Source organism: Sphingobacteriales bacterium, from assembly GCA_016706405.1.
Taxonomy (GTDB): Bacteria; Bacteroidota; Bacteroidia; order Chitinophagales; family UBA2359; genus BJ6.
In genome coordinates, this window is sequence record JADJJT010000001.1 from 1,629,515 (window position 1) to 1,651,186 (window position 21,672).

Annotated in this window: 20 protein-coding genes; 15 read left to right on the plus strand and 5 right to left on the minus strand. The window is 40.4% G+C overall.

All coding sequences use genetic code 11. The features are described 5' to 3' along the window. Positions 1-48: 48 nt before the first annotated feature. The 10 genes from narH (at position 49) to moaA (ending at position 10,281) form a co-directional block, all read left to right on the plus strand. Positions 49-1,599, plus strand: a complete 1,551-nt coding sequence (gene narH / locus IPI59_06235) for a nitrate reductase subunit beta (protein MBK7527141.1) — start codon at positions 49-51, stop codon at positions 1,597-1,599. Positions 1,600-1,613: 14 nt separating this feature from the next. After that, positions 1,614-2,276: a hypothetical protein gene (locus IPI59_06240; protein ID MBK7527142.1), complete on the plus strand. Its 663-nt coding sequence runs from the start codon at positions 1,614-1,616 to the stop codon at positions 2,274-2,276. Positions 2,277-2,302: 26 nt separating this feature from the next. Beyond that, positions 2,303-3,043 carry a respiratory nitrate reductase subunit gamma gene (narI, locus tag IPI59_06245; protein MBK7527143.1) on the plus strand — a complete coding sequence of 247 codons (741 nt, stop codon included), beginning with the start codon at positions 2,303-2,305 and terminating at the stop codon, positions 3,041-3,043. A 59-nt stretch (positions 3,044-3,102) separates the two neighbouring features. Then, positions 3,103-3,567 (plus strand): hypothetical protein, encoded by a 465-nt coding sequence (locus IPI59_06250; protein ID MBK7527144.1) that lies wholly within the window; start codon positions 3,103-3,105, stop codon positions 3,565-3,567. A 138-nt stretch (positions 3,568-3,705) separates the two neighbouring features. After that, a complete protein-coding gene (locus IPI59_06255) occupies positions 3,706-4,338 on the plus strand; it encodes a carbonic anhydrase (protein ID MBK7527145.1) in 633 nt (210 codons plus the stop codon). A gap of 48 nt (positions 4,339-4,386) precedes the next feature. Then, positions 4,387-5,904: a NarK/NasA family nitrate transporter gene (locus IPI59_06260; GenBank protein ID MBK7527146.1), complete on the plus strand. Its 1,518-nt coding sequence runs from the start codon at positions 4,387-4,389 to the stop codon at positions 5,902-5,904. A gap of 31 nt (positions 5,905-5,935) precedes the next feature. Next, positions 5,936-7,045, plus strand: a complete 1,110-nt coding sequence (locus tag IPI59_06265) for a tellurite resistance/C4-dicarboxylate transporter family protein (GenBank protein MBK7527147.1) — start codon at positions 5,936-5,938, stop codon at positions 7,043-7,045. A gap of 111 nt (positions 7,046-7,156) precedes the next feature. Then, positions 7,157-8,440, plus strand: a complete 1,284-nt coding sequence (locus tag IPI59_06270; protein MBK7527148.1) for an alginate export family protein — start codon at positions 7,157-7,159, stop codon at positions 8,438-8,440. Positions 8,441-8,616: 176 nt separating this feature from the next. Further along, the gene (locus tag IPI59_06275) at positions 8,617-9,288 is read left to right on the plus strand and encodes a hemerythrin domain-containing protein (GenBank protein ID MBK7527149.1); all 672 of its coding nucleotides are present in this window, start codon (positions 8,617-8,619) and stop codon (positions 9,286-9,288) included. A gap of 6 nt (positions 9,289-9,294) precedes the next feature. Continuing rightward, positions 9,295-10,281: a GTP 3',8-cyclase MoaA gene (gene moaA / locus IPI59_06280; GenBank protein MBK7527150.1), complete on the plus strand. Its 987-nt coding sequence runs from the start codon at positions 9,295-9,297 to the stop codon at positions 10,279-10,281. A gap of 209 nt (positions 10,282-10,490) precedes the next feature. On the opposite strand, the gene IPI59_06285 is transcribed toward moaA, so the two are convergent. From IPI59_06285 to IPI59_06295, 3 genes are all read right to left on the minus strand, one after another. Next, on the minus strand, positions 10,491-12,917 hold the full coding sequence (locus IPI59_06285; protein MBK7527151.1) for a cbb3-type cytochrome c oxidase subunit I: 2,427 nt from the start codon (positions 12,915-12,917) through the stop codon (positions 10,491-10,493). A 94-nt stretch (positions 12,918-13,011) separates the two neighbouring features. Continuing rightward, a complete protein-coding gene (locus IPI59_06290; GenBank protein ID MBK7527152.1) occupies positions 13,012-13,449 on the minus strand; it encodes an Rrf2 family transcriptional regulator in 438 nt (145 codons plus the stop codon). 170 nt (positions 13,450-13,619) lie between these two features. Further along, the gene (locus tag IPI59_06295; protein ID MBK7527153.1) at positions 13,620-14,552 is read right to left on the minus strand and encodes a beta-lactamase family protein; all 933 of its coding nucleotides are present in this window, start codon (positions 14,550-14,552) and stop codon (positions 13,620-13,622) included. A 167-nt stretch (positions 14,553-14,719) separates the two neighbouring features. Between IPI59_06295 and IPI59_06300 the strand changes: the two genes are divergently transcribed. Continuing rightward, positions 14,720-15,487 (plus strand): IS5 family transposase, encoded by a 768-nt coding sequence (locus tag IPI59_06300; GenBank protein ID MBK7527154.1) that lies wholly within the window; start codon positions 14,720-14,722, stop codon positions 15,485-15,487. 3 nt (positions 15,488-15,490) lie between these two features. Here IPI59_06300 and IPI59_06305 read toward each other — a convergent pair whose 3' ends face one another. Then, a complete protein-coding gene (locus IPI59_06305; protein MBK7527155.1) occupies positions 15,491-15,874 on the minus strand; it encodes a beta-lactamase family protein in 384 nt (127 codons plus the stop codon). Between the two features lie 233 nt (positions 15,875-16,107). Here IPI59_06305 and IPI59_06310 point away from each other — a divergent pair, with 233 nt between their 5' ends. Next, complete coding sequence (locus IPI59_06310) at positions 16,108-17,871, plus strand: SLC13 family permease (protein ID MBK7527156.1); 1,764 nt, start codon at positions 16,108-16,110, stop codon at positions 17,869-17,871. 184 nt (positions 17,872-18,055) lie between these two features. Beyond that, complete coding sequence (locus IPI59_06315) at positions 18,056-18,301, plus strand: NifU family protein (GenBank protein ID MBK7527157.1); 246 nt, start codon at positions 18,056-18,058, stop codon at positions 18,299-18,301. A 98-nt stretch (positions 18,302-18,399) separates the two neighbouring features. Here IPI59_06315 and IPI59_06320 read toward each other — a convergent pair whose 3' ends face one another. After that, entirely contained in the window at positions 18,400-19,647 is a 1,248-nt protein-coding gene (locus IPI59_06320; protein ID MBK7527158.1) for an insulinase family protein, read from the minus strand. Between the two features lie 101 nt (positions 19,648-19,748). Between IPI59_06320 and IPI59_06325 the strand changes: the two genes are divergently transcribed. Further along, on the plus strand, positions 19,749-20,312 hold the full coding sequence (locus IPI59_06325; GenBank protein ID MBK7527159.1) for a DUF1572 family protein: 564 nt from the start codon (positions 19,749-19,751) through the stop codon (positions 20,310-20,312). Positions 20,313-20,349: 37 nt separating this feature from the next. Further along, complete coding sequence (gene nhaA, locus IPI59_06330) at positions 20,350-21,522, plus strand: Na+/H+ antiporter NhaA (GenBank protein ID MBK7527160.1); 1,173 nt, start codon at positions 20,350-20,352, stop codon at positions 21,520-21,522. Positions 21,523-21,672: the final 150 nt, after the last annotated feature.

Sequence of the window (21,672 nt, forward strand, 5' to 3'; positions counted from 1 at the left end):
TTAAATCCCCAAAAAAGTAATTTTTAAATTTTAAACTCGATAAATAATATGGACGTTCGTTCACAAATATCAATGGTGTTTCACCTCGACAAGTGTATCGGTTGTCACACTTGCTCTATAGCGTGTAAAAATATCTGGACTGACCGCAAAGGCGCAGAATACATGTGGTGGAATAATGTCGAAACAAAACCCGGTACTGGCTACCCAACAAAATGGGAAGACCAGGGCATTTACAAAGGCGGCTGGGAAAAGAACGGCAACACTATAAACCTGAAAGGCGCAGGCAAACTGCGCGGATTGGTTAATATTTTTCACAACCCTAACCTACCGGTAATTGACGACTATTATGAACCGTTTACTTACCGCTATCTCGACCTTATTGAGTCGCCCGAAATGGATGACCAGCCATCGGCACGCCCTATCTCATTAATTACCGGAAAACCCATTGATATTAAAATGGGTCCCAACTGGGATGATGACCTTAGCGGTACGCCCGACTACGCCCGCCAAGATCCGAACTTTAAAAACCTTACTCCTGCCGAACAGGAAGTAATGTTTCAATTAGAAAGAATGGCCTTTTTCTATTTGCCTCGTATTTGCAATCACTGTCTTAATCCGGCATGTGTTGCTGCTTGCCCTTCGGGGGCTATTTATAAAAGGGGCGAAGATGGCGTAGTACTCATTAATCAGGAAGTGTGCAGGGCGTGGAGAATGTGTGTAACCGCCTGCCCCTACAAAAAATCATATTATAACTGGCATACCGGAAAGTCTGAAAAGTGTATTCTGTGCTTCCCGCGTCTTGAAGCAGGACTTGCCCCCGCTTGTATGCACTCTTGCGTTGGTAGAATTCGCTACCTCGGAGTTTTGCTATATGATGCTTCTAAACTTGAGACGGCAGTAAAGGCCGATGAAGCTAATTTGATTAGCAGCCAGCTTGATATGATACTTGACCCGTTTGATGAAGAAGTGATACAAGCCGCAAAAAGAAATGGTGTTGCCGACAGTACCATAAGAGCCGCGCAGTTTTCGCCTGTTTACAAATATGTGAAAGAATGGAAACTTGCCCTGCCTTTGCATCCCGAGTTTCGCACCATGCCAATGTTGTTTTATGTACCACCATTGTTGCCGGTAATGGCGTCACTTAAACAGGTTGACAATAGCGCACAGGCCGAGAAAATGAACCCTATTGCCAAATATTGGGACGACAACTGGCTTTACGATACCAGCACAAAAGAACTGTTTGGCACACTTGACCAAGTGCGTTTCCCATTGAAATATCTTGCAAGTATGTTCAGTGCAGGCGACGAGTCGCTTATCAAAGACAAATGGAAAAAACTGATGGCAGTTCGTATCCACCGCAGACAGGTTACCGTTGGCGATATAACACCAGAGCGTGCAAATGAAGCCTTGCGCGAAGCCGGACTAACCGCTGAGCAGGCAGAAGGAATTTTTTACCTTACCGCATTGGCCAAATTTGACGACCGTTTTGTAATTCCACCGGCACACCGCGAGCAAGCCGTTGAAATGCTCGAATTTACCGGCGACACTAAAGGTGACACAGGATTTGGATTTACCCTAAAACCAACAAGAGGCGCGTAAATAAAATAGAAATTATGAAGAACATTAATCATTATGCCATACTGGCAGATTTGTTTGAATATCCCGGTCCGGATTTTCCGGATAAAGTAATGAAAGCACAAGAGGTGCTAAATGAAAAATATCCGGATGCTGCTAACTTACTTCAGCCCTTTACCGAGTTTATTTCAAAAGCAACCTACCGCGAGCGCGAAGAACTGTTTACCCGCTCTTTCGATGTGCAGGCAGTTACTACGCTTGATTTGGGCTATGTGGTTTTTGGTGAAGATTACAAAAGAGGAGAGCTATTAGTAAACCTTAACCGGGAACACCGCGATGCCGGAAACGACTGCGGTACAGAACTTGCCGACCACCTTACCAATATACTGCGACTATTGCCGAAGATGAAAGAGGAAGCAATTCGCAACGAGTTGGTAGAGAAAGTGCTTGCATCTGCCGTAAGAAAGATGGTAACTGATTTTGACCCGAAAAATATTGAAGAAAAAGAAAAGGTGTATAAAAAACACCACAAAACACTGATAGAAAAATCGGAAAATCATTACACCGTTTATCAAAACACATTGATGGCACTTTATAGCGTTTTAAAAACAGACTTCGACCTTGTTGAGCCGGAGAACAAACAAGAAACCTCTGAATTTTTAAAATATGTTTACACAGAAATAGAACTTGAAAAAGATTAAAAACTTAACAACTAAATCTCATAAAAATGGATGGATTAATTAACGCACTAAACAATTTTCTACTAATCGGCTTGCCGTACATGGCTTTGCTGGTGTTTTTGGTAGGCTCTATTTACAAATATACCCAGGTAAAATTCCAGTATTCATCGCTGTCGTCTCAGTTCTTAGAAGGAAGACAACTGTTTTGGGGTTCGGTGCCGTTTCACTGGGGAATTCTCATTCTGTTTTTCGGACACCTGACGGCGTTCCTAATCCCCCGACAAGTATTATTGTGGAACAGCCATCCGGTTCGGCTAATTGTTATAGAGGTGGCCGCATTCATTTTTGCCATTGCGGTGCTCATCGGCCTAATCAATTTGTTTACCCGCCGAACAACCAGCGACCGAGTAAAAATGGTAACAAGCAAAATGGATATTTTTATCGAGTTGTTACTAATCGCGCAGGTAATTACCGGACTATGGGTTGCCTATAATTTCCGCTGGGGTTCGTCTTGGTTTGCTTCGGTACTGACACCTTATTTGTGGTCAATTTTTAAACTACAGCCCGACACCGCCGCCGTGGCAGCACTTCCATGGGTAATTAGGCTGCACATAGCCGGGGCTTATCTTATTGTCCTTTTGATTCCGTTCTCAAGGCTTACCCACTTCTTGGTTTACCCTTTAAATTATTTGTGGAGACCATACCAGCAGGTAATGTGGTATTGGAACAGAAAACAAGTGCGAAGCTCGGATACCAAATGGACAATGCAAAGGCCAAAAAACAACTGATTAGTTAAATTGAATGGAATTTTGTGTTGTGAAGAATATTGAATTTGAGCAAAGATTTTATGATAGTTCAAACGCTGCTTTTAAATATTGTTGCCGATTTGGAACTGACAGCTTCTCAGGCAGTCAAGTTTATTCTGATGCTAATTCTTTTAGCCGCAGCGACTCTTAATGTTTACAAAGCCTATAAGGCAAACACAGCACAAAAGAAAACGATAAAAATAGGTATAGCAGCCATCCTTATTTTAATTATACTCCCCATTAAAAGGTGGTATGATATTGAGGGCGATTTGCTTAACCACCCCGAATACACCACTGGTGTTACGATTAATTATTGTGACGAATTTGCCAAGGGTGCCGCTGTTGAGTTTTCGTATGAAGTAGATGGAGTGGAGTATCGCAATTGCAATGCCTATCATCCCGTTCCAAAGGAACAAATAATTTTTTCCGGAGGAAAATATGCCGTGCGATACTCTAAAAAATATCCGGATAAAGGACGAATGGATTTTAAACAACCGGTTCCTTAGCCGTAGTTTAAAAAAATAGTAGATCCAAAAATTATACTGCTTAATCGCAAAAACACGCAAGTATTAAGGCAGATGAAATTGCTTTGCTTATGATTTTGTATTTCTTTTAACTTTAGTAATCTAAAATATTGAAAGTGAATGACAGAAAGCTATCAAAAATTACTGCGCAATAACCAAGAATGGGCCGCCGAAAAATATGCAGCAGATGGCGACTATTTTAATAATCTTGCAAAAGGGCAGTCTCCGGAATATTTGTGGATAGGTTGCTCAGACAGTCGTGTTTCGGCCAATGAAGTTACGCAAACACAGCCAGGTGAAATTTTTGTGCATCGAAATATTGCCAACGTAGTAATTCAGACAGATATGAATCTGCTTAGTGTACTGTATTTCGCTGTTGATATTTTGCGCGTGAAACATGTAATTATTTGTGGACATTATGGCTGCGGAGGTGTAAATGCCGCCATGCAAAACAGAGATTTCGGTTTTGTGAACAATTGGTTGCGCAGTATCAAAGAGGTATATGTCAAACACAAAAAAGAATTGGAAGCTATTAAGGATTTGAAAAGCAGAGAGAGGCGGCTGGTAGAATTGAATATAATTGAGCAAACCAACAACCTCGCAAAAACGCGCATTGTGCAACGCGCATGGAAAAAAGGCTCACTCCAAATACACTCGTGGGTTTTTGATTGCAAGATAGGGTTGATAAAAGAGTTGAATAACAAGGTAAGCTCCCTGCAAGATGTGGAGCCTATATTCAGATATGAATTATAAAAATAAATATCTGCAATAATTCTAAATTAAAATTAAAAATAAACATCTATGGAAACTAAAGAAAATAATATTTCAAACCGCATTTTGTTTCTTAGCACACTATCTTTCATAGTTTGCTTTGCCGCCTGGATGCTGAATGGCGTTTTAGTAACCTACCTTGTCAATAATGGAATTTTCAAATGGAGTCCTGTTCAAATTGGCTGGCTACTCGGTGTTCCGGTGTTGGTGGGTTCTATTTTTCGTTTGCCGGTAGGAATAATAACTGACAAATTTGGAGGAAAATGGGTTATGGGGGTTCTTCTAATATTTTGTGCCGTACCTATGTTTTTTTTATCGCAAGCTAATGATTTTAACTCATTTCTGCTTTTAAGCTTTGGTTTCGGGTTGGCAGGAAGTATTTTTGCCGCAGGTGTGGCTTACATTTCTCTTTGGTATTCAAAAGAAAAGCAAGGTACAGCCTTAGGTATTTTTGGTGTAGGTAATTCAGGGGCTGCGCTAACCACTTTGTTTGCGCCTACGCTACTCAATCAATTAACCGAACATGGGAAAAACCCTGATGGATGGCGAACCTTACCCCAACTTTATGCAGCCGTATTGGTAGCAATGGCTATTGTTTTTCTACTCCTGACGAAAAATAAAAAACCGCCTGAAATTAAAACCATGGCACAGCGATTAGCTCCATTAAAAGAGGTGCGGGTATGGCGCTTTGGCCTGTATTATTTTTTTGTATTCGGAAGCATTGTTACTTTGGCGCAGTGGCTTATTCCATATTACGTGAACATCTATTCTCTATCCATAGTAACTGCTGGTATGATGGTTTCGGCTTTCAGTTTACCTGCCGGATTAATTCGGGCTTTTGGTGGCTGGCTTTCCGACAAGGTAGGAGCACGTACCGTTCTTCTCTGGGTTTTTGGCGTAAGTATTGTATGTTTGATTTTCCTTTTCCCTCCACGGATGGAAATCAGAGCGCCAGGCCAAGGTATTATGGCAGGTGTGCAAGGTACCGTTACGGCTGTTTCTGAGACGGAGATTGTAATTGACGATACAAGATATGCACTGCAAGCCAAAAACGACGGGTCATCTCAAACAGAAATACGTTTGGGGATACATCATGATAGTGAAAATGATTTTACTCCCTTGCCTACTTCTTCTTTTTGGCAAGAACCGCAGGTGAAAGTGGGAGATACCGTAGCAAAAGGACAATTGCTTGCCAAAGGATATACACATATCTACTTTCAGGCAAACAAGTGGATACTTTTTACTTTAATTTTTATTCTGGGAATTATGATGGGTATTGGAACTGCTGCCGTTTTTAAACACATCTCAGATTATTATCCTACCAGTATAGGAACAGTAGGGGGTATTGTAGGCGTGATAGGCGGTATTGCCGGATTTATAAACCCTATCCTCTTCGGTTATCTACTTAAAGGAACAGGAATATGGACTTCTTGCTGGATATTTCTTGCCGTTGTGGCCGCTCTTTGTATCATCTTCCAAAGTTTTGCCATTAAAGCAGCTAAATTATCAGAAGCACAAAGAAATGAAATTGCCAAAAGATTGCAATGATGCAAAAACAACAGCTATCTAACTGAATGCGATGAACAATTTTCCTACAAATGCAGGTCATAGTTTTTCTCATCCGGAAAAAAACCAACTCATAGCCAATTTGAAGGAGATTATAAAACGTTTAGCTCCGTCCTATTTCGCTATGGTAATGGCTACCGGAATTGTTTCCATCGCATCCGGACTGTATAAAATGCCATTGATAGCCATAGGCCTGTTTTGGCTGAATAATTTTGTCTATTTGACTTTGTGTGTTGCATTTGTATTGCGCTTTGTTTTTTTTAGAGCTGAATTTCTGCATGACTTGTTTGACCACGCCCGAGGCCCCGGTTTTTTTACCACCGTAGCGGCAACCTGCATACTTGGAACACAGTTCATTGCATTGCAAGAAAATTATGAAGTGGCCGTTGTTTTGTGGCTATTTGCTATTTTGCTTTGGTTAATTATTACTTATACGGTTTTCACTACCTTTACCATTAAAGAAAATAAACCACCCCTCGAAAAAGGCATCAACGGAGCCTGGCTGCTGGCGGTTGTATCAACGCAGGCGCTCGCTGTTTTGAGCGCCAGATTATCTGACCATTTTGACTCGTATAGGCTAATCATCAATTTTTTTGCCCTGTCTATGTGGCTGTGGGGGGGTATGCAGTATATCTGGATGATATCACTTATTTTCTACCGCTACACATTTTTTAAATTTTCACCCGCCGATTTATCACCGCCCTATTGGATAAATATGGGCGCTATGGCCATTTCTACCTTAGCCGGCTCGTTGCTGATTACAAATACACCACATGCGCCATTTTTATTATCTGTACTGGCATTTCTAAAAGGGTTTACCGTTTTTTATTGGGCAACCGGCTCTTGGTGGATTCCAATGCTTTTCATCCTGGCTTTTTGGCGACACCTCTATAAAAGATTTCCTTTAACCTACGACCCGCTGTACTGGGGGGCAGTTTTCCCCTTGGGAATGTACACCGTATGTACCTATATGATGGCTAAATCGATGGAATTAGAATTTCTGTTGCCTATTCCGGAATACTTTATTTACATCGCGTTGTTTGCGTGGGCGGCTACCTTTATCGGTTTTATAAGCAATATTACGAGGAAACTTTTTTTGAAAACTCAAGCGGAAAAAGAATAAATAAAGACGAAACAAAAGGCAGTATTTATTTAAAAAGAGGAGTTTTGTCGTTTTTCACAAAATAGACCGTTAAAGACCGGATTGATTGTTTGATAAAATAACTTATAACTTATGAAAACATATTTGAAAATCGGGTTTATTTTTTTGCTGGTTCTCACATTTTATTTTGAGGGAAACGCTCAATTTATTTTAAATGGCGAAATTCGACCCCGGCTCGAGGTGCGAAACGGCTATGCCACCTTTGCCACCGAATACGACAAGCCAGCGGTGTTTTTTACGCAGCGTTCACGGCTTAATGTAGATTATAAAAATGATCATTTCAGAACTTATATTTCGCTGCAAGATGTGCGCACCTGGGGCGATGAGGATCAGGTAGTAGATGTGCCGAGCACCGCTTTGCACGAAGGCTGGGGCGAATTATTTTTCAACAAATTATTGAGCCTGAAAATGGGCAGGCAAGAATTGGCCTACGAAGATTACCGTCTATTGGGCAATGTGGACTGGGTGCAACAGGCCCGTAGCCATGATGCCGCAGTACTGAAATTTAACAAGAACGGGTGGCGTGCTGACGCAGGCGGCGCTTTCAATAACCTAAGAGAGAATGATTTTAAAACCGCTTACCTACTCAACAACTACCGTGTTCTGCTTTTTGGTTATGCCAATAAAACCTTTAAAGAAAAACTTACCGTAAGCCTTTTGCATATTACCGATGGTTTTGAGGAAGTTGACAGCCTGAGCGATACTATTAATTATCGGCACACATTTGGGCCAATACTTACCTACAAGTCGGGTAAACTCGAATTGAACGGTTCTTTCTTTTATCAATTTGGCAATTTGTCAGATAAAGATATCCGGGCATTTATGGCAACCTTCAGTGCTCAGTATAAAGTGAACAAGCTGACCCTCCGCGCAGCCGTGGATATTGTATCCGGAACTAATGCACTCAATACTTTAAACAAGGAGAACAACTCCTTCAGTACCCTTTACGCCACTAATCACAAATTTTATGGCTTCATGGACTATTTCACAAACCTGCCTTTACATACTGCAAATGGTGGATTGATTGACCCATACCTTCGGCTGAATTACAAGTTTTCGGAAAAGATAAACGCTTATGCCGACTACCATTATTTTATGCTCGAAAATAATGTGGCCGACCTCATGAACCCTTCGGTAGCCATTAACAAAGAACTTGGCTCTGAAATTGATGCCGTCTTAAACTACAATATTTTTCCTCTGGTTAACCTTCAGGCCGGCTATTCTATGATGTTTGGCACTTCTTCACTCGAAACGCTGAAAAAAAGACAAAAAGGGGGCCACCAATACTGGGGGTGGACGATGCTCACTTTCAAGCCCGAGTTTTTCCATTCTGAAAAATACAAAGTCAAACAATAGATGAGTTTACAACCGGCAATTCGCCAAAAAGGAAACTTAAAAAGACATTTATTATTGCCTCTGTTTTAATATATTTTGTAACTTTGTTGCTAATGAAAAAAGCAAAAGAAACACGCCCGAAATGGCATTACTGTCTCTTTGATAAAGAATTTGAAAAATCTTAAAATACAAACATTATGAAAGAAATCTTTGATGATATTAACAAAGCTGACCCGCTCAAGCGTTTAGTAGAACGCGAAACAGAACAAACAGAATTATCGCCGATGGACCCGCCCGATGCGTACGCACCTCCGGTGATGGAAAACATTGCTTATGAAGAAATGCATCCGGTATTGCAGCGCTTAATGGATGAACATAAAAACTGCCTTAAAGAACTTGAGGCACTCGAAGAAACGCTGCTGCAAATACAAAAAGAAGGAATGTCAGTAGAACGTAATAAAAAATTAGGTGCATTTTTTAGTTTCCTCGACCAAACTATTGTAGCGCATAACTTAAAGGAAGAAAAAATATTATTCCCATCCTTGCATCAAAAATTACTCGAAAATGGTATTCATAGCCACGGGCCGGCGGCTACAACCGGCGTAGATATGCTTGAAGATGACCATGTTAAACTGATGCAGTTGTCGGCTGTTGCTTTTAACTTTTTTAGTTTGGCCGGACGTTTACCCGATATTGCTTCGCGGGCTATGGTGCTCGATGCGGCAGTAGAGCAGGGCAAGGCATTGGTAGAAATGTTACAACTGCACATCTTCCGCGAAGATAATGTAGTATTTGCCCAGGCACAGCAATATGTAGCAAAAGATGAGCTGGATGATATGCTACAGCGATTCGAGGCATTCAAGAAATAAAAACACATGAAAGCATTGGTAGACCGGTTCGGCAGGGCACACGATTACCTGAGAATTTCTCTTACAGACAAATGCAATTTGCGTTGTAGCTACTGTATGCCCGAAAATGCAGTATTTATGCCCGAAGCCGAATTGCTTTCAAAAGACGAAATACTTGAGATTGCTACCGTTTTTGTTAAAGAGTATGGCATCAGAAAAATTCGCCTCACAGGGGGCGAGCCTTTGGTAAGAAAAGATTTTGCCGAAATTGCCGAAAACCTTTCCCATCTTAAAACTGAATTATTGCTGACTACAAACGGAATACTTATAGATAAATATATTGATGCAATTTTATTGGCAGGCATTAACACAATTAATGTTAGCTTAGACTCGCTGAACAGTGAATCATTTTATCAAATTACCAAACGAGATAAGTTTCAGCAGGTTTGGAATAATATTTTATTGTTGCTGAAAAATAATATCCGGGTAAAAATTAACGTAGTTGCTGTTAAAGGTGTCATCGAAAACGATATATTTGACTTCATCAACCTAACCAAAGAACTTCCTTTGCATATACGATTCATAGAATTTATGCCGTTTGCAGGAAATAAATGGGATAATAGCAGCGTAGTTACAGCATCGCAAATGCTCGAGTTGGTTGAACGTGAATATGATATTGTAAAACTGAAGGACGAACCACATGCTACCGCAAGAAAATATAAGGTTGTGGGGCATAATGGAACGCTGGGTTTTATTACAACAATGAGTAATCAATTTTGTGGCGACTGCAATAGAATTCGATTGACTGCAGAAGGTAAAATGAAAAATTGCCTTTTTGGAAAAGATGAAATAGACCTGCGTGCCGCTTTAAGACAAGGCGAACCCATTGCCCCGCTTATACGCTATTGTATTGAAAATAAACATGCTGCCTTAGGAGGGCAATTTGACAACAACTATAAAGAAATTAATGCAGATGCCATCATAAATCGAAGTATGACCTCGATTGGTGGATAATTTGTAGTAATAAAACTTCACTGTTTTTTAAGAGATATTGCCGATATAGCCACTAATTTCCGGAAAAGATATTTATCTCCGGAATGATTAGTCAATCGTTATCGTTTCTTGAAAATACTTGCCCGAGTCGTTTTTCTAATCAATAGAACAGCGACTCGGGCAAGTGCTTAAAACTCCGGAGGAAACCAACTATAACACCTAAGAAAAGGTTAGGCGGTAACGGGCTCTTCCTCTTCTTCTTCCTCTTCAACTGGTGGCTGAATATCGGCACCTGCCAACTCTTCAATTTTGTTTGTTTCAGGGGTAGTGGCTTTTAGCGAGCCGGCCCTTGTTACGATAAACCATGCAAGCGGAATAACGCCACCAAAAAAGAACACCGTAGCACCAATGCCGCGCAACCAGGTAAGCGATTTAAAAACACCTTGCCCAATAAAGGCCTCAGAGCGGGCAAACCAAAGCCCGTTTTCAACGATGGATTGGAATTGAAAGGCGCCAGCCGGAAACAAATCGAGCATAACCATTAACATTAGGCCGGCATTAATAGACCAGAAGGAAAACTTTACCAAGCCTTCGCGCCAGCGGTTCGGTTTAAGCAATAGCCTTGAAGCAAAAAGCAAAGCAGCCAACGAAATATTGCCGTAAACGCCCATTAGTGCGGCGTGTGCGTGGTTTATGGTTAGGTACGAGCCATGTTCAAAATAGTTCATGATGGGTAAATTTACGATAATACCCATAACTCCGGCACCAAAAAAGTTCCAGAAATTAACCGCCACAAGAAACAAAAAAACCTCCGGAAATCCGAAATTACCCAACTGTTTGTGTTCAATGCCGTTAACTGCAAACCGGGGCATATTTTTAAACCGCCAAGCTTCTACGGTAAGAAGAATTAGCGGCACAAATTGCAAGGTAGAGAATACAGAACCCAAAGCCATAGTGGCCACCGGCTTTGCATTCCAATAGAAATTGTGCGAAATACCGAGTAATCCGGTGCCCAAAAAAAGGATAGTGGCAAAATATACCACCCGTATAGCTGCCTGGCGACTAACCAAACCCATTAACACCATTAAGTAACTGACAATAACGGTAATAAATACCTCAAAAAATGCTTCAACCCACATGTGAATCACCATCCAACGCCAAAAGTCGGCAATAACAAAATTAGTTTCGGGTTTGCCTACAAATCCGGATAGAAATAACAACGGAATGCCCAATACAGAATAAAAAATCCAGTTGGGCAGGTTCCATGCTTCTCCTTTAACAAATGCCGGTTTTACGCCCCGATATACGATTACGCCCCACAAAACAAAAATCACCATCAATAATCCCTGATAAATTCTGCCAAAATCAACATATTCCCAGCCCTGATGCCCTAATAAATGCCACCAATCTCCAAAAACTCCCTTCGGGCCTAAAATCATCCCCGCAAGCGAGCCGCCGGCCAGTACAATTAGCATGGCAAACAAAATATTAATCAGTGGCAATTGTCCCGAGATTTCTCTTTTGGCCAATATTGGCAAGATAAAAATCGAAGAGGCAATCCAGCAAATTGAAATCCAGTAGAGCGATAGCATAAGGTGCCAACTGCGCGTAATAGTGATGGGCAAAGCCTCGGATGTGTGTATGCCAAAGAAGCCCAAAAAATTAACAAAGTCGTTGATGGTAAAAATTCCGCTCAATACTTGTAGAAAGAAAAGCAGTACAGCTACCAGAAAAAATTTATAGGTTGCCCGTTGGGTTTTTGTAGGCTGAAAATTAGCCACGCGCTCGGCAGTGAGTAAAGATTTGCTGGAGGGCTTAAAGAATTTGTTGGGCAACTGATTGTATTGCCCTATAAAATAAAGCACAATGCCACACACCAAAACAAAACCCATTAGACCAAGTACACTCCATAGGATAACCGGAGCGGTAGGAGTATTGCCGGCATCGGGGTCGTAAGGCCAGTTGTGGGTATAGCTAAAATTGCTGCCCGGACGCTCGGTAACGCAAACCCAAGCACCCCAAAAGAAAAACGAGGCTAAATCTGCTACTTCCTTCCGGTCTGTAATATAATCTTTTGGCGGAAAAGATCCATGAGGGTTATTGTCAATAAAAATATCTGTGTAGTATTTTTTCAATTTTTCAAGGGCATAAGCCTGGGCATCAGAAACAACTACAATATTTTCTGCTGCGTTATATTTGTTCTCTTTTAGTGCTCTTTTTACATTATCGCCAATTATTTTCTTTTCCATATCGCTTGCCTCCCGGCCGTTCTCCTTTTGAAAGGCCTCAACATAGTATTCGTTCATGTTGAGCGTGATTTGGTGCAAGGCTTCGGCAGTAAAATCCGGACCTCTTTGTGCGCCGTCTCCAAAATAAGATCCATACTCCATAAGAGCGTATTTATGAAATACGATTTGGCCTCTTTCAATGGTAGATTTGTCCATCAATACCACTCCGGCATTGGTTTTGAACCCCGTCATGGGTGGTGCATCTACGTAGGTTTGGTAACCTATCATGCCAACTCCTGCCACACTTATAATTAAAATGAACAAGAGCGGTTGCCACCAGTTTTTGGTGTTCATAAGGTAGCTAATACTCTTTGAAGCCCCGGTTGGGGCATCTTGTTCTTTTGTTGGCGGTGTATGTTTTGAACTCATTTTGAAAAATTTATTTTGAGTGAAACAGCATTAAGATTAAATAGCTTTTTGTCTTAAATATACTTAAAAAGCAAGCCCAAAGCTTAATCGCTGTTTAAGGAATCAAACGAAAACGGTTTTCGCGTATTGCTTTGCCAAGCTGAGCCAGGGTGGTGGTTTCAAATTCTGTTTTTAGGGAAACTTTGATTGTTTTCCAAAAATGGTGCATAGGGCAGGGGTTTTTTTCGCCACAGTTGGGCAGACCGAGCAAGCACTTGTCAAAAAAGTCGTCACCTTCCATGGCCTTAATCAAGTCGGTCAATAGAATATTTTCCGGAGGAATTTGAAACGCGATCCCGCCGTTAGGGCCGCGATAGGAATGCAAAAAACCTTTTTGTGTAAGAGTTTGCAAAATTTTAGTCAAAAAATGGAATGATATGTCCAATGCTTCCGCCATACTTTTGATATTCACAAATGGCTCTTCGCTTCGATGAGCTACCAAGTATAACAAAGCGCGCAACCCATATTCGCTTGATTTGGAAATAATCCGCATACAGTTTCCTGTCTAAGAGTTTTTAATCTGCAAATATAACACCAATTATTTTATCCTTTGTACTGTTAGTAGTTTAGGTTGTAAAATGTCTTTTATGCGACAAATTTATGCGCTTCAAGCCAATTCCATCTATTTTTGAACCACAACCAAAATTTGTTTGTAGGTTTTATTTATTCTTTTGCGAAGGTAAATTGCCCGCCGCCTTGTTTCAAAATCATTGTTTTTTCTACCGGATTAAAAACCATTACAACGCCTGCCTGGTCAAATTCAAATACATCTTTTTCGGTTGCTGTGAGTGGAAATGACGATTGCCCTGTTGCTTGGGCGATTAGGGTTGTGTTGTTTTTTGTAATTGTAATTTTTAAAGGAATTTGTTTAGAGGAATAAACGCCTAAATAACTATCTAAATCGTTTGTGTCGAAGGTATAAGTTTTAAAATCCGGAATATTGTACGGTTTGTTGTAAATGGCACTTAAAACAGCAATTGAAATATTATTGTTATTAAAATTAGTCCCATTTGAAGTTAAGGCATAAGAAATATTTCCATCCGGAAAATAAGAGAAAACAGTGCTAAACCCGTCAATGCCTCCTGTATGGCCGTAACCAATTTTGTCGTAAAAGGGTATTTGAATCAAGCCAAGTCCATATTTGTCTTTTATGGTTTTCATTAGCTCAAGGCTTTCATTTTTTAATAGTTTTCCGGCAAATAAGGCATCGCTAAATTTTACCAAATCGCTTGGTGTAGAAATTATACCACCCGCCCCTAACGGAACAGACATATCCGTTTCAGGCTCAAGCTCCCACGCTTCCAAAAAGTGGTACAACTTAGATTCATTTTTACTACTATCAATTTTTTTGCCAAAGCAAGTGTTTGTTAAGCCTAGAGGTTGCGTGATGTATTCCTCAAGTAATTCCGGATATTTTTTCTTAAAAGTTTTTTCAAGAATATACGTTAGAAGAACATAATTAGAATTGCTGTATATTGCCGTCCTGTCTGGTTCAAAACCGATGCCGGCTTTAACAATTATTTCTATCATTTCTGCTTCGGTTTTAGGTTGGGTGTTCCAGGTCAAATAGTCTTCGGCATCGGTAAAATTATTAATTCCGCTTCGGTGGCTAAGTAAGAGACTGTCTAAAAATTAAAAATTGGCATGCCAGTCCTAAAAATTGATAGGAAAAAAGTTATTAAAAGAGATGTGAATAAAAGACTATCAGTTTGACGTTTAAATAATAATTCATAGCTTTATGAAAATCAAACACATAAAGTAAAATGAAAACCTACCCAAGCAGTCTCACCGATAGTCAATGGAGTGCAATATTAGGCATTTTAGACGACAAACGGAAACGAAAACACAGTTTAAGAGAAATTTTTAATGCGCTGTTCTATTTGCTTAAAACTGGCTGTCAATGGCGCATGCTGCCGTTCCATTTTCCGTCATGGAAGCTTGTTTACTACTATTTTACCAAGTGGAAGAAGGATGGGACGATAGAACTCATCCATGAAATACTCAGGGATAAGACTCGAAAGCAAGCAGGCAGGGCTTCATCGCCAAGTGTTGGTATAATTGATAGCCAGAGCGTAAAGACAACAAGCGTCGGAGGCTTGTGCAGAGGGATTGACGGGGGTAAAAAAGTTAAAGGCAGAAAGCGGCATATTATTGTAGATACAATGGGACTACTTTTAGCGGTTGTGGTTCATGCGGCAAATGAGCATGACAGTAAATCAGCCCCAATGGTTATAGCTGACCTCAGAGGCAGGTTTTGCAGATTGGTAAAGATAGTAGCTGATGGCGGGTATAGAGGCGAGTTAATTGAAAATACCCGCAAAACGTTTGGGTGGGTGGTTGAGGTTGTAAGTAGATCGAATACAGCCTCGAAATTCGAAGTATTGCCAAAAAGATGGATTGTTGAAAGAACTTTTGCATGGCTCGAAAGCTATCGAAGATTGAGTAAAGACTTTGAGTTCCAAACCGAAACGAGCCAGACAATGATCCAACTTGCCATGATAAAATTGATGCTTAATAGAATTAGAAAATAAAATTTAGACAGGCTCTAAGTGTTTTATTGCTATTTTATTGGCGTTTTTAATTGTCGGGAAATAGCCTTCAATTGTTTGATTGAGGTCTAATTTTCGGTCTTCAACGGCTTTTAAAATTAATACTGCGGTAAACGTTTTTGATATTGACCCAATTCGGTATTTAGTGTTTTCGTTGGCTTTTGTTTTATTTTCAAGATTAGAAAAGCCAATTGTTTTGGCGTAAATAATTGCACCGTTTTGCGAAACGGCTACACTTCCCATAAACTTGTTGTTAATTTCAAGGGCATTAAAATAGTTGTCTAATTTGGTTTGGTCAAAGTTTTGAGCTAATCCAGTTTGGGTTAAACCTGCCACAATTAATAATGTTGTATAGAATAATTTTGCCATAATATTAATGTTTGTATTTGTATTGGTAATGTGATAAAGCGGGCGAAGTTACAACGCATTTGTAATATTTTAAAGTTCCGGTCTTTGCCCTATTATTGCCATTAAGTTCCGTTTGAAGTGCAAAAATTTATCACCCCACCCTTAAAACCATCCGAATTTTTTCGTTCAACCGAAGGGTTTTCCTTATTTTAGTTTCCTAAAAAAGCCTATTTTTGCGCCTAAAGCCTTGGTTCATGGAGATTGCAATTGTTTTAGGGTTATTAGCGTTGGTTATTATTTTATTCTCAACCGAATTGCTGCCCCCCGATGTAGTAACGTTAGGGGTATTGGTAGTGCTGGGCGTTATGGGCATATTAAGCGTTAAAGAAGTATTTGCCGGCTTTGGTTCTGACTTTATAATGATGTTGGCTTCTATTTTTGTCCTTTGTGCCGCCTTGCAACAAAACGGCATGATTGATTTACTTATTGAGCGCATGAGCCGGCTAAAATCAATGCAATTATGGGTGGCAGTTAGCCTTGTAATGTTGGTTACAGGTTTTGTATCGGCGTTTATGAATAACACCACCGTAGCTGCTGTTTTTGTTCCGGCAATGGTGGCTTTGTCTCGCACCATCAAAGTAAGTCCCTCAAAATTGTTAATGCCTATGGCTTTTGCGGCTCTTTTAGGAGGTACTTGTACCTTAGTAGGCACCTCGACAAATGTGGCTGGCAGTGGATTTTTTACCAAAATAGGTTTGGGAAGCATTGGCTTATTCGAGTTTTTACCCGTAGGCTTGGTTTTTATGGCTGTTGGAACGCTATTTATGGCTACTATTGGTCTCAGGATGCTGCCTAATAAAGTGGATAATAGCTATATCGAAAAATATGATATCCGGAAATATTTAAGCGAAGTTCTTATTCTTCCCAATTCAAACCTGATTAATAAACCCATTTTTGAGCTAAACCGAAGTATTGATGGCATCCGTATTTTAAAAATGATACGAAACAAACAAGAAGAAATTTTCCCTAACACCACCACCATTGCTAGAGTTGACGATTTAGTATTGGTAGAGGCCGACCGCATTGCCTTAGCAAACATTAGACGCCAACAAGGAATTGAAATTTTAGGGGCAACCATTCAAGACGAAAACTTAGAATCATTACAAATAAAATTGGCCGAGGCACTTGTTTTGCCTAATTCATTCTTGGTTGGTAAATCGGCTAAAGAAGCCGATTTTCGAAAGCGGTACCACTTGTCGGTATTGGCTATACACCGCCATGCCCAAAATTTAAGCCAAAAAGTGGGTTCGGTGCCTTTAAAAGCGGGAGACGTGCTGTTGGTACAAGGCCCACAAACCTATATTGATTTGCTTCAACGCGAAAAAGATTTGCGCGTAATCAGCGAAATTGACCACCACAGCCCACCGCGATTAGCCAAAGGATGGCTTACCTTGGCACTTTTTGGTTTAGCTGTTTTGTTGAGCGCTTTTGACTTAATTCCGGCCGGAATTACCTTCTTAGCTGCCTCCGTTCTTGCCATTATAGCTAATTGCATTGAAAAGGAAGCAGCTTATAACGCTATCGAATGGCATTTATTAGTGCTTATAGGTGGTATGGTAGCCTTTGGCGAAGCCATGCAAAAAACCGGAACCGACCTATACTTAGCCGAACATATTGTTAGTTGGTTGGGGCAATTAGGGGTAAAAGCGGTGCTGTTTGGTTTTATGTTGCTAACCGTTTTGCTAACCATACCCATGACCAACGCCGCCGCCGCCTTAGTGGTATTGCCCATTGCTATTGCCACGGCCAACACATTGGGGGTAAACCCTCGCACGTTTGGCATTGCTGTAATAATTTCGGCCTCAATTTCGGTTGTTGCGCCTTTTGAACCTGCCTGCTTATTGGTATATGGGCCTGGGCAATACCGCATTAAAGACTTTATAAAAATAGGCGGCATTTTAACAATTTTGCTGCTGGCCGTGTTATTAGTTTTGGTGCCTATTTTTTGGCCTTTGTAAAAAACATATTAAAGTTTATTATAAACTCACCGCGAAGTATAAACTTATTTTTAATTCTTATCCGAACCATAACACTTTTAGTCGTGTTTACTTTAAATACGCTACTGTTTTTGCCTAAGCAAACAACCCTCGGCCTTTAATTTTTGATTAACCCTAAAAAAGAAACAAAAGCTATTCTTTAATCATGGAAACTACTCCTAAACAGAGTTTATTGCAACGCATAGAAACTTCACTTGACAGCGTTCGGCCACATTTAATTGCCGATGGGGGCAATATTGAGGTAGTGCAACTCAGCGATGATAATGTTTTAACGCTAAGGCTTACCGGTTCGTGCGGAGATTGCCCCATGAGTGCCATGACGTTTAAATTAGGTATTGAACAAGCAATAAAAATGGCAGTCCCCGAAATTGTCAGTATTGAGGCTTTGTAAACAAGGCGTGTACTTAGAAACAATAAATACTTTCCCAATAAAAATTGAGAAAATGGAGGCTTGATTTACATTCATTATTTCCGGATTTTTTTGGTTAGTTAATCAACTACCGTATTAGGCAAATAATGTAATACCGAGCAGTTTTCTTTCCGGAAAACCTCTTTTGCCTCCTCTTGCAAATCATTTATTGTAATGGCTTCAAACAAATCCATTTCGGTATTAAATAGCTCAAGCTGGTTGTTGGCGTGATAAAATGCCAAGTTAAAAGCTTTTTCGGTGAGGCTTATTTCAGAGAAGGCCATAATTCCATGTGTTTTGTTGAGGGCTTTTTCGCGCTCGGCTGCTGTTACCGGATGTTCTTTTAGCGCATCTAACATGGCCCAAATAGCTTGCTCGGCAGTAGTTATGGGTATATTAGGCAAAGGTTGGCCTTCAATAATTATCAGTCCGTCATCTAAGGTATAACTTAAACTTGAGTACACCATCGAAAACATTGGGTTGTTTTTAACCAACTCGTTGTAAAACCTCGAAGAGGTGCCGCCCGATAAAATTTCATTTAACAAGGCACAAGCATAATAGCTTTTGCTAAAACGTTGCCCCATGTGAAAAGCCATATACAGCATAGCTGCCGGCACTTCGGCACAAATGGTTTGGTTACGTTGGGCAGTTTGTTTGGGTTCGGGAGGTAAATTGTGTTGGTAGGCTTCGCCGGTGGGTATATCGCCAAACCATTTTTGGGCTAAGCTAAAAATATGCTCGGATTTTACCCCACCCACTACCGACAAAACAGCATGGTTGGGCAGGTAATGTTTTTTGTAAAATTGTTTCACATATTTTAAAGTGGCCTTTTCAATATGGGTAAAATCGCGGCCAATTACCGGCCAGGCATAAGGGTGGGTGTGGTAAGCCATTGCCATCAAAGCATGGTAAGCATCGCCGTAGGGTTGGTTTAGGCAGGTTTCTTTAAATTCTTCGACTACTACCCCTTTTTGGGCTTTTAACGACTTGTTCGACACGTTAAGTGCTAACATGCGGTCGCTTTCTATCCAAAAAGCCGTTTCAATATTTTGGGCGGGCAATTGCGCGTAAAAATTAGTAAAATCGCTGCTGGTATAAGCGTTGCTTTCGCCATTAGCCGCGTAAAGGGGTTGTTCAAAATCGGGAACATTGGCCGAGCCAGCAAACATGAGGTGCTCAAAAAGATGGGCAAATCCGGTATGAATAGGCTCTTCATCGCGCGAGCCAACATCGTACAACAAATTAAAAACTGCCAGCGGTGTAGTTGGGTCTTCGTGAACAACAATTTTAAGACCGTTTTGTAAGGTGGCAGTGGCAAATTTTATCATAAGGCTGCAAAGTTACATGTTTTAGGCAGTTTATAACCGATGATTTTACTTATTTTGGGTATCTTTGTTCCATTCATAACCATTTGCTTAAAAAAAATAAAATGGGCAACAATTTTTTAGAGAGTGCAAAAAAACAATTTACCTATTACAAACTACTTGGAGAAAAAACTTTTTCGCAACTTAAAGACGAAGAACTTTTTTGGCAATACAACCAAGAAACTAACAGCATTGCAATTATTGTTCAGCATTTGTGGGGCAATATGTTGTCGCGGTGGACGGACTTTTTAACAACAGACGGCGAAAAAGAGTGGCGGCAACGCGATGCCGAGTTTGAAAATTACCTCGAAAACAAAGCGCAACTCTTAACCAAATGGAACGAGGGCTGGGCTTGTTTGTTCAAGGCGCTTAATATGTTAACAGAAGCCGATTTAAACAAAACAATTTTTATCCGGAACCAAGGCCACACGGTGTTAGAAGCCATAAACAGACAGTTGGCTCATTACCCGTATCATGTAGGGCAAATTGTTTTTATTGGCAAAATGTTGCGCAATAAAGAATGGACTTCGCTTTCTATCCCCAAGGGAGAATCGGTAGCCTATAATGCTAACAAATTTTCGCAACCCAAGCATAAGGCCAATTTTACAGACGAGCAATTTAACAAATAAGTAAACAAACAAGAAACAAACAAGTAGTGATAAAATTATGAAGGCAACCAAGTTATTTAGAGAATTTTTTGAAAGCGAAAAAGCCGGAGGACTTATTTTAATTGTATGTACCATCCTTTCACTAATATTGGCTAACTCGGCATGGGGCGAGTCGTATGCGCATTTTTGGCATAACCCCGTCATGGCTGGCAAATCCATAGAGTATTGGATTAATGATGGACTAATGGCCATTTTTTTCCTACTTATCGGTTTAGAAATTGAACGAGAAGTTTATACCGGCGAGTTGTCAAACATTAAAAATGCACTTTTGCCTGTTTCTGCGGCTTTGGGTGGCATGCTTTTTCCGGCCTTATTTCATTTTGGGTTTAATTATGGAACAATATACCAAAGCGGATTTGGCATACCCATGGCCACGGATATAGCATTTTCGCTTGGTATTCTTTCACTATTAGGAAGCAAAGTGCCAACTTCGTTAAAAATTTTTCTCACGGCATTGGCAATCATTGACGATTTAGGGGCTATTATTGTAATTGCCCTTTTTTACTCAAAAGGCTTTTCGTTGGTTTATTTTACTTTGGCCTTATCTGTTTTTGGGGCAATGTTGCTATTGAATCGCTATAAAATTATGGCCATTTGGATTTATATAATTATGGGTTTTGGCATGTGGTATTGCATGTTAAATTCGGGCGTTCATGCCACAATTTCGGGTGTGTTATTGGCCTTTGCAATACCATTTCGAAAAAATCAAGAGTCGTCGCCCTCGTTCAAATTACAACATTTACTACACAAACCTGTTTCGTTTTTTGTTGTGCCCTTGTTTGCCTTGGCAAATACAGGCATACTTATACCGGCAAACTGGGCGAGCGAATTAACTTCGGGCAATAGTTTGGGTATTTTAGTGGGGTTAATCTTAGGTAAACCTTTGGGTATTGTTCTTTTCTCGTTGCTGGCCGTTTCAATTGGGCTTTGCAAAATTCCTGCCGACCTGAGTAAGAAACACATTATTGGCGCAGGAATATTGGCAGGCATTGGTTTTACCATGTCTATATTTATAACTATTTTAGCCTATACCGATTCGGGCATTATTATTTCGTCAAAAATTGCAGTTTTTATTGCCTCATCATTGTCGGGCATAATTGGTTTTGTTTACTTGAAACGTGTTTTAATACAACAAAAACTGCCAATACCAAACTTTGATGAAGATGAATAAGTAGCCAACAGATTTCCGGAAAAAATTTTAACCCCAATGCTTTCTGCGGTCAAAAACTTAGCGGCATTAATGTATTTTCCGGAAAAAAACTGGTTGTCTCTCTCGACTTCCAAATAGTTTTAATGCTAGAAAGGCATAAATTTTGCCACC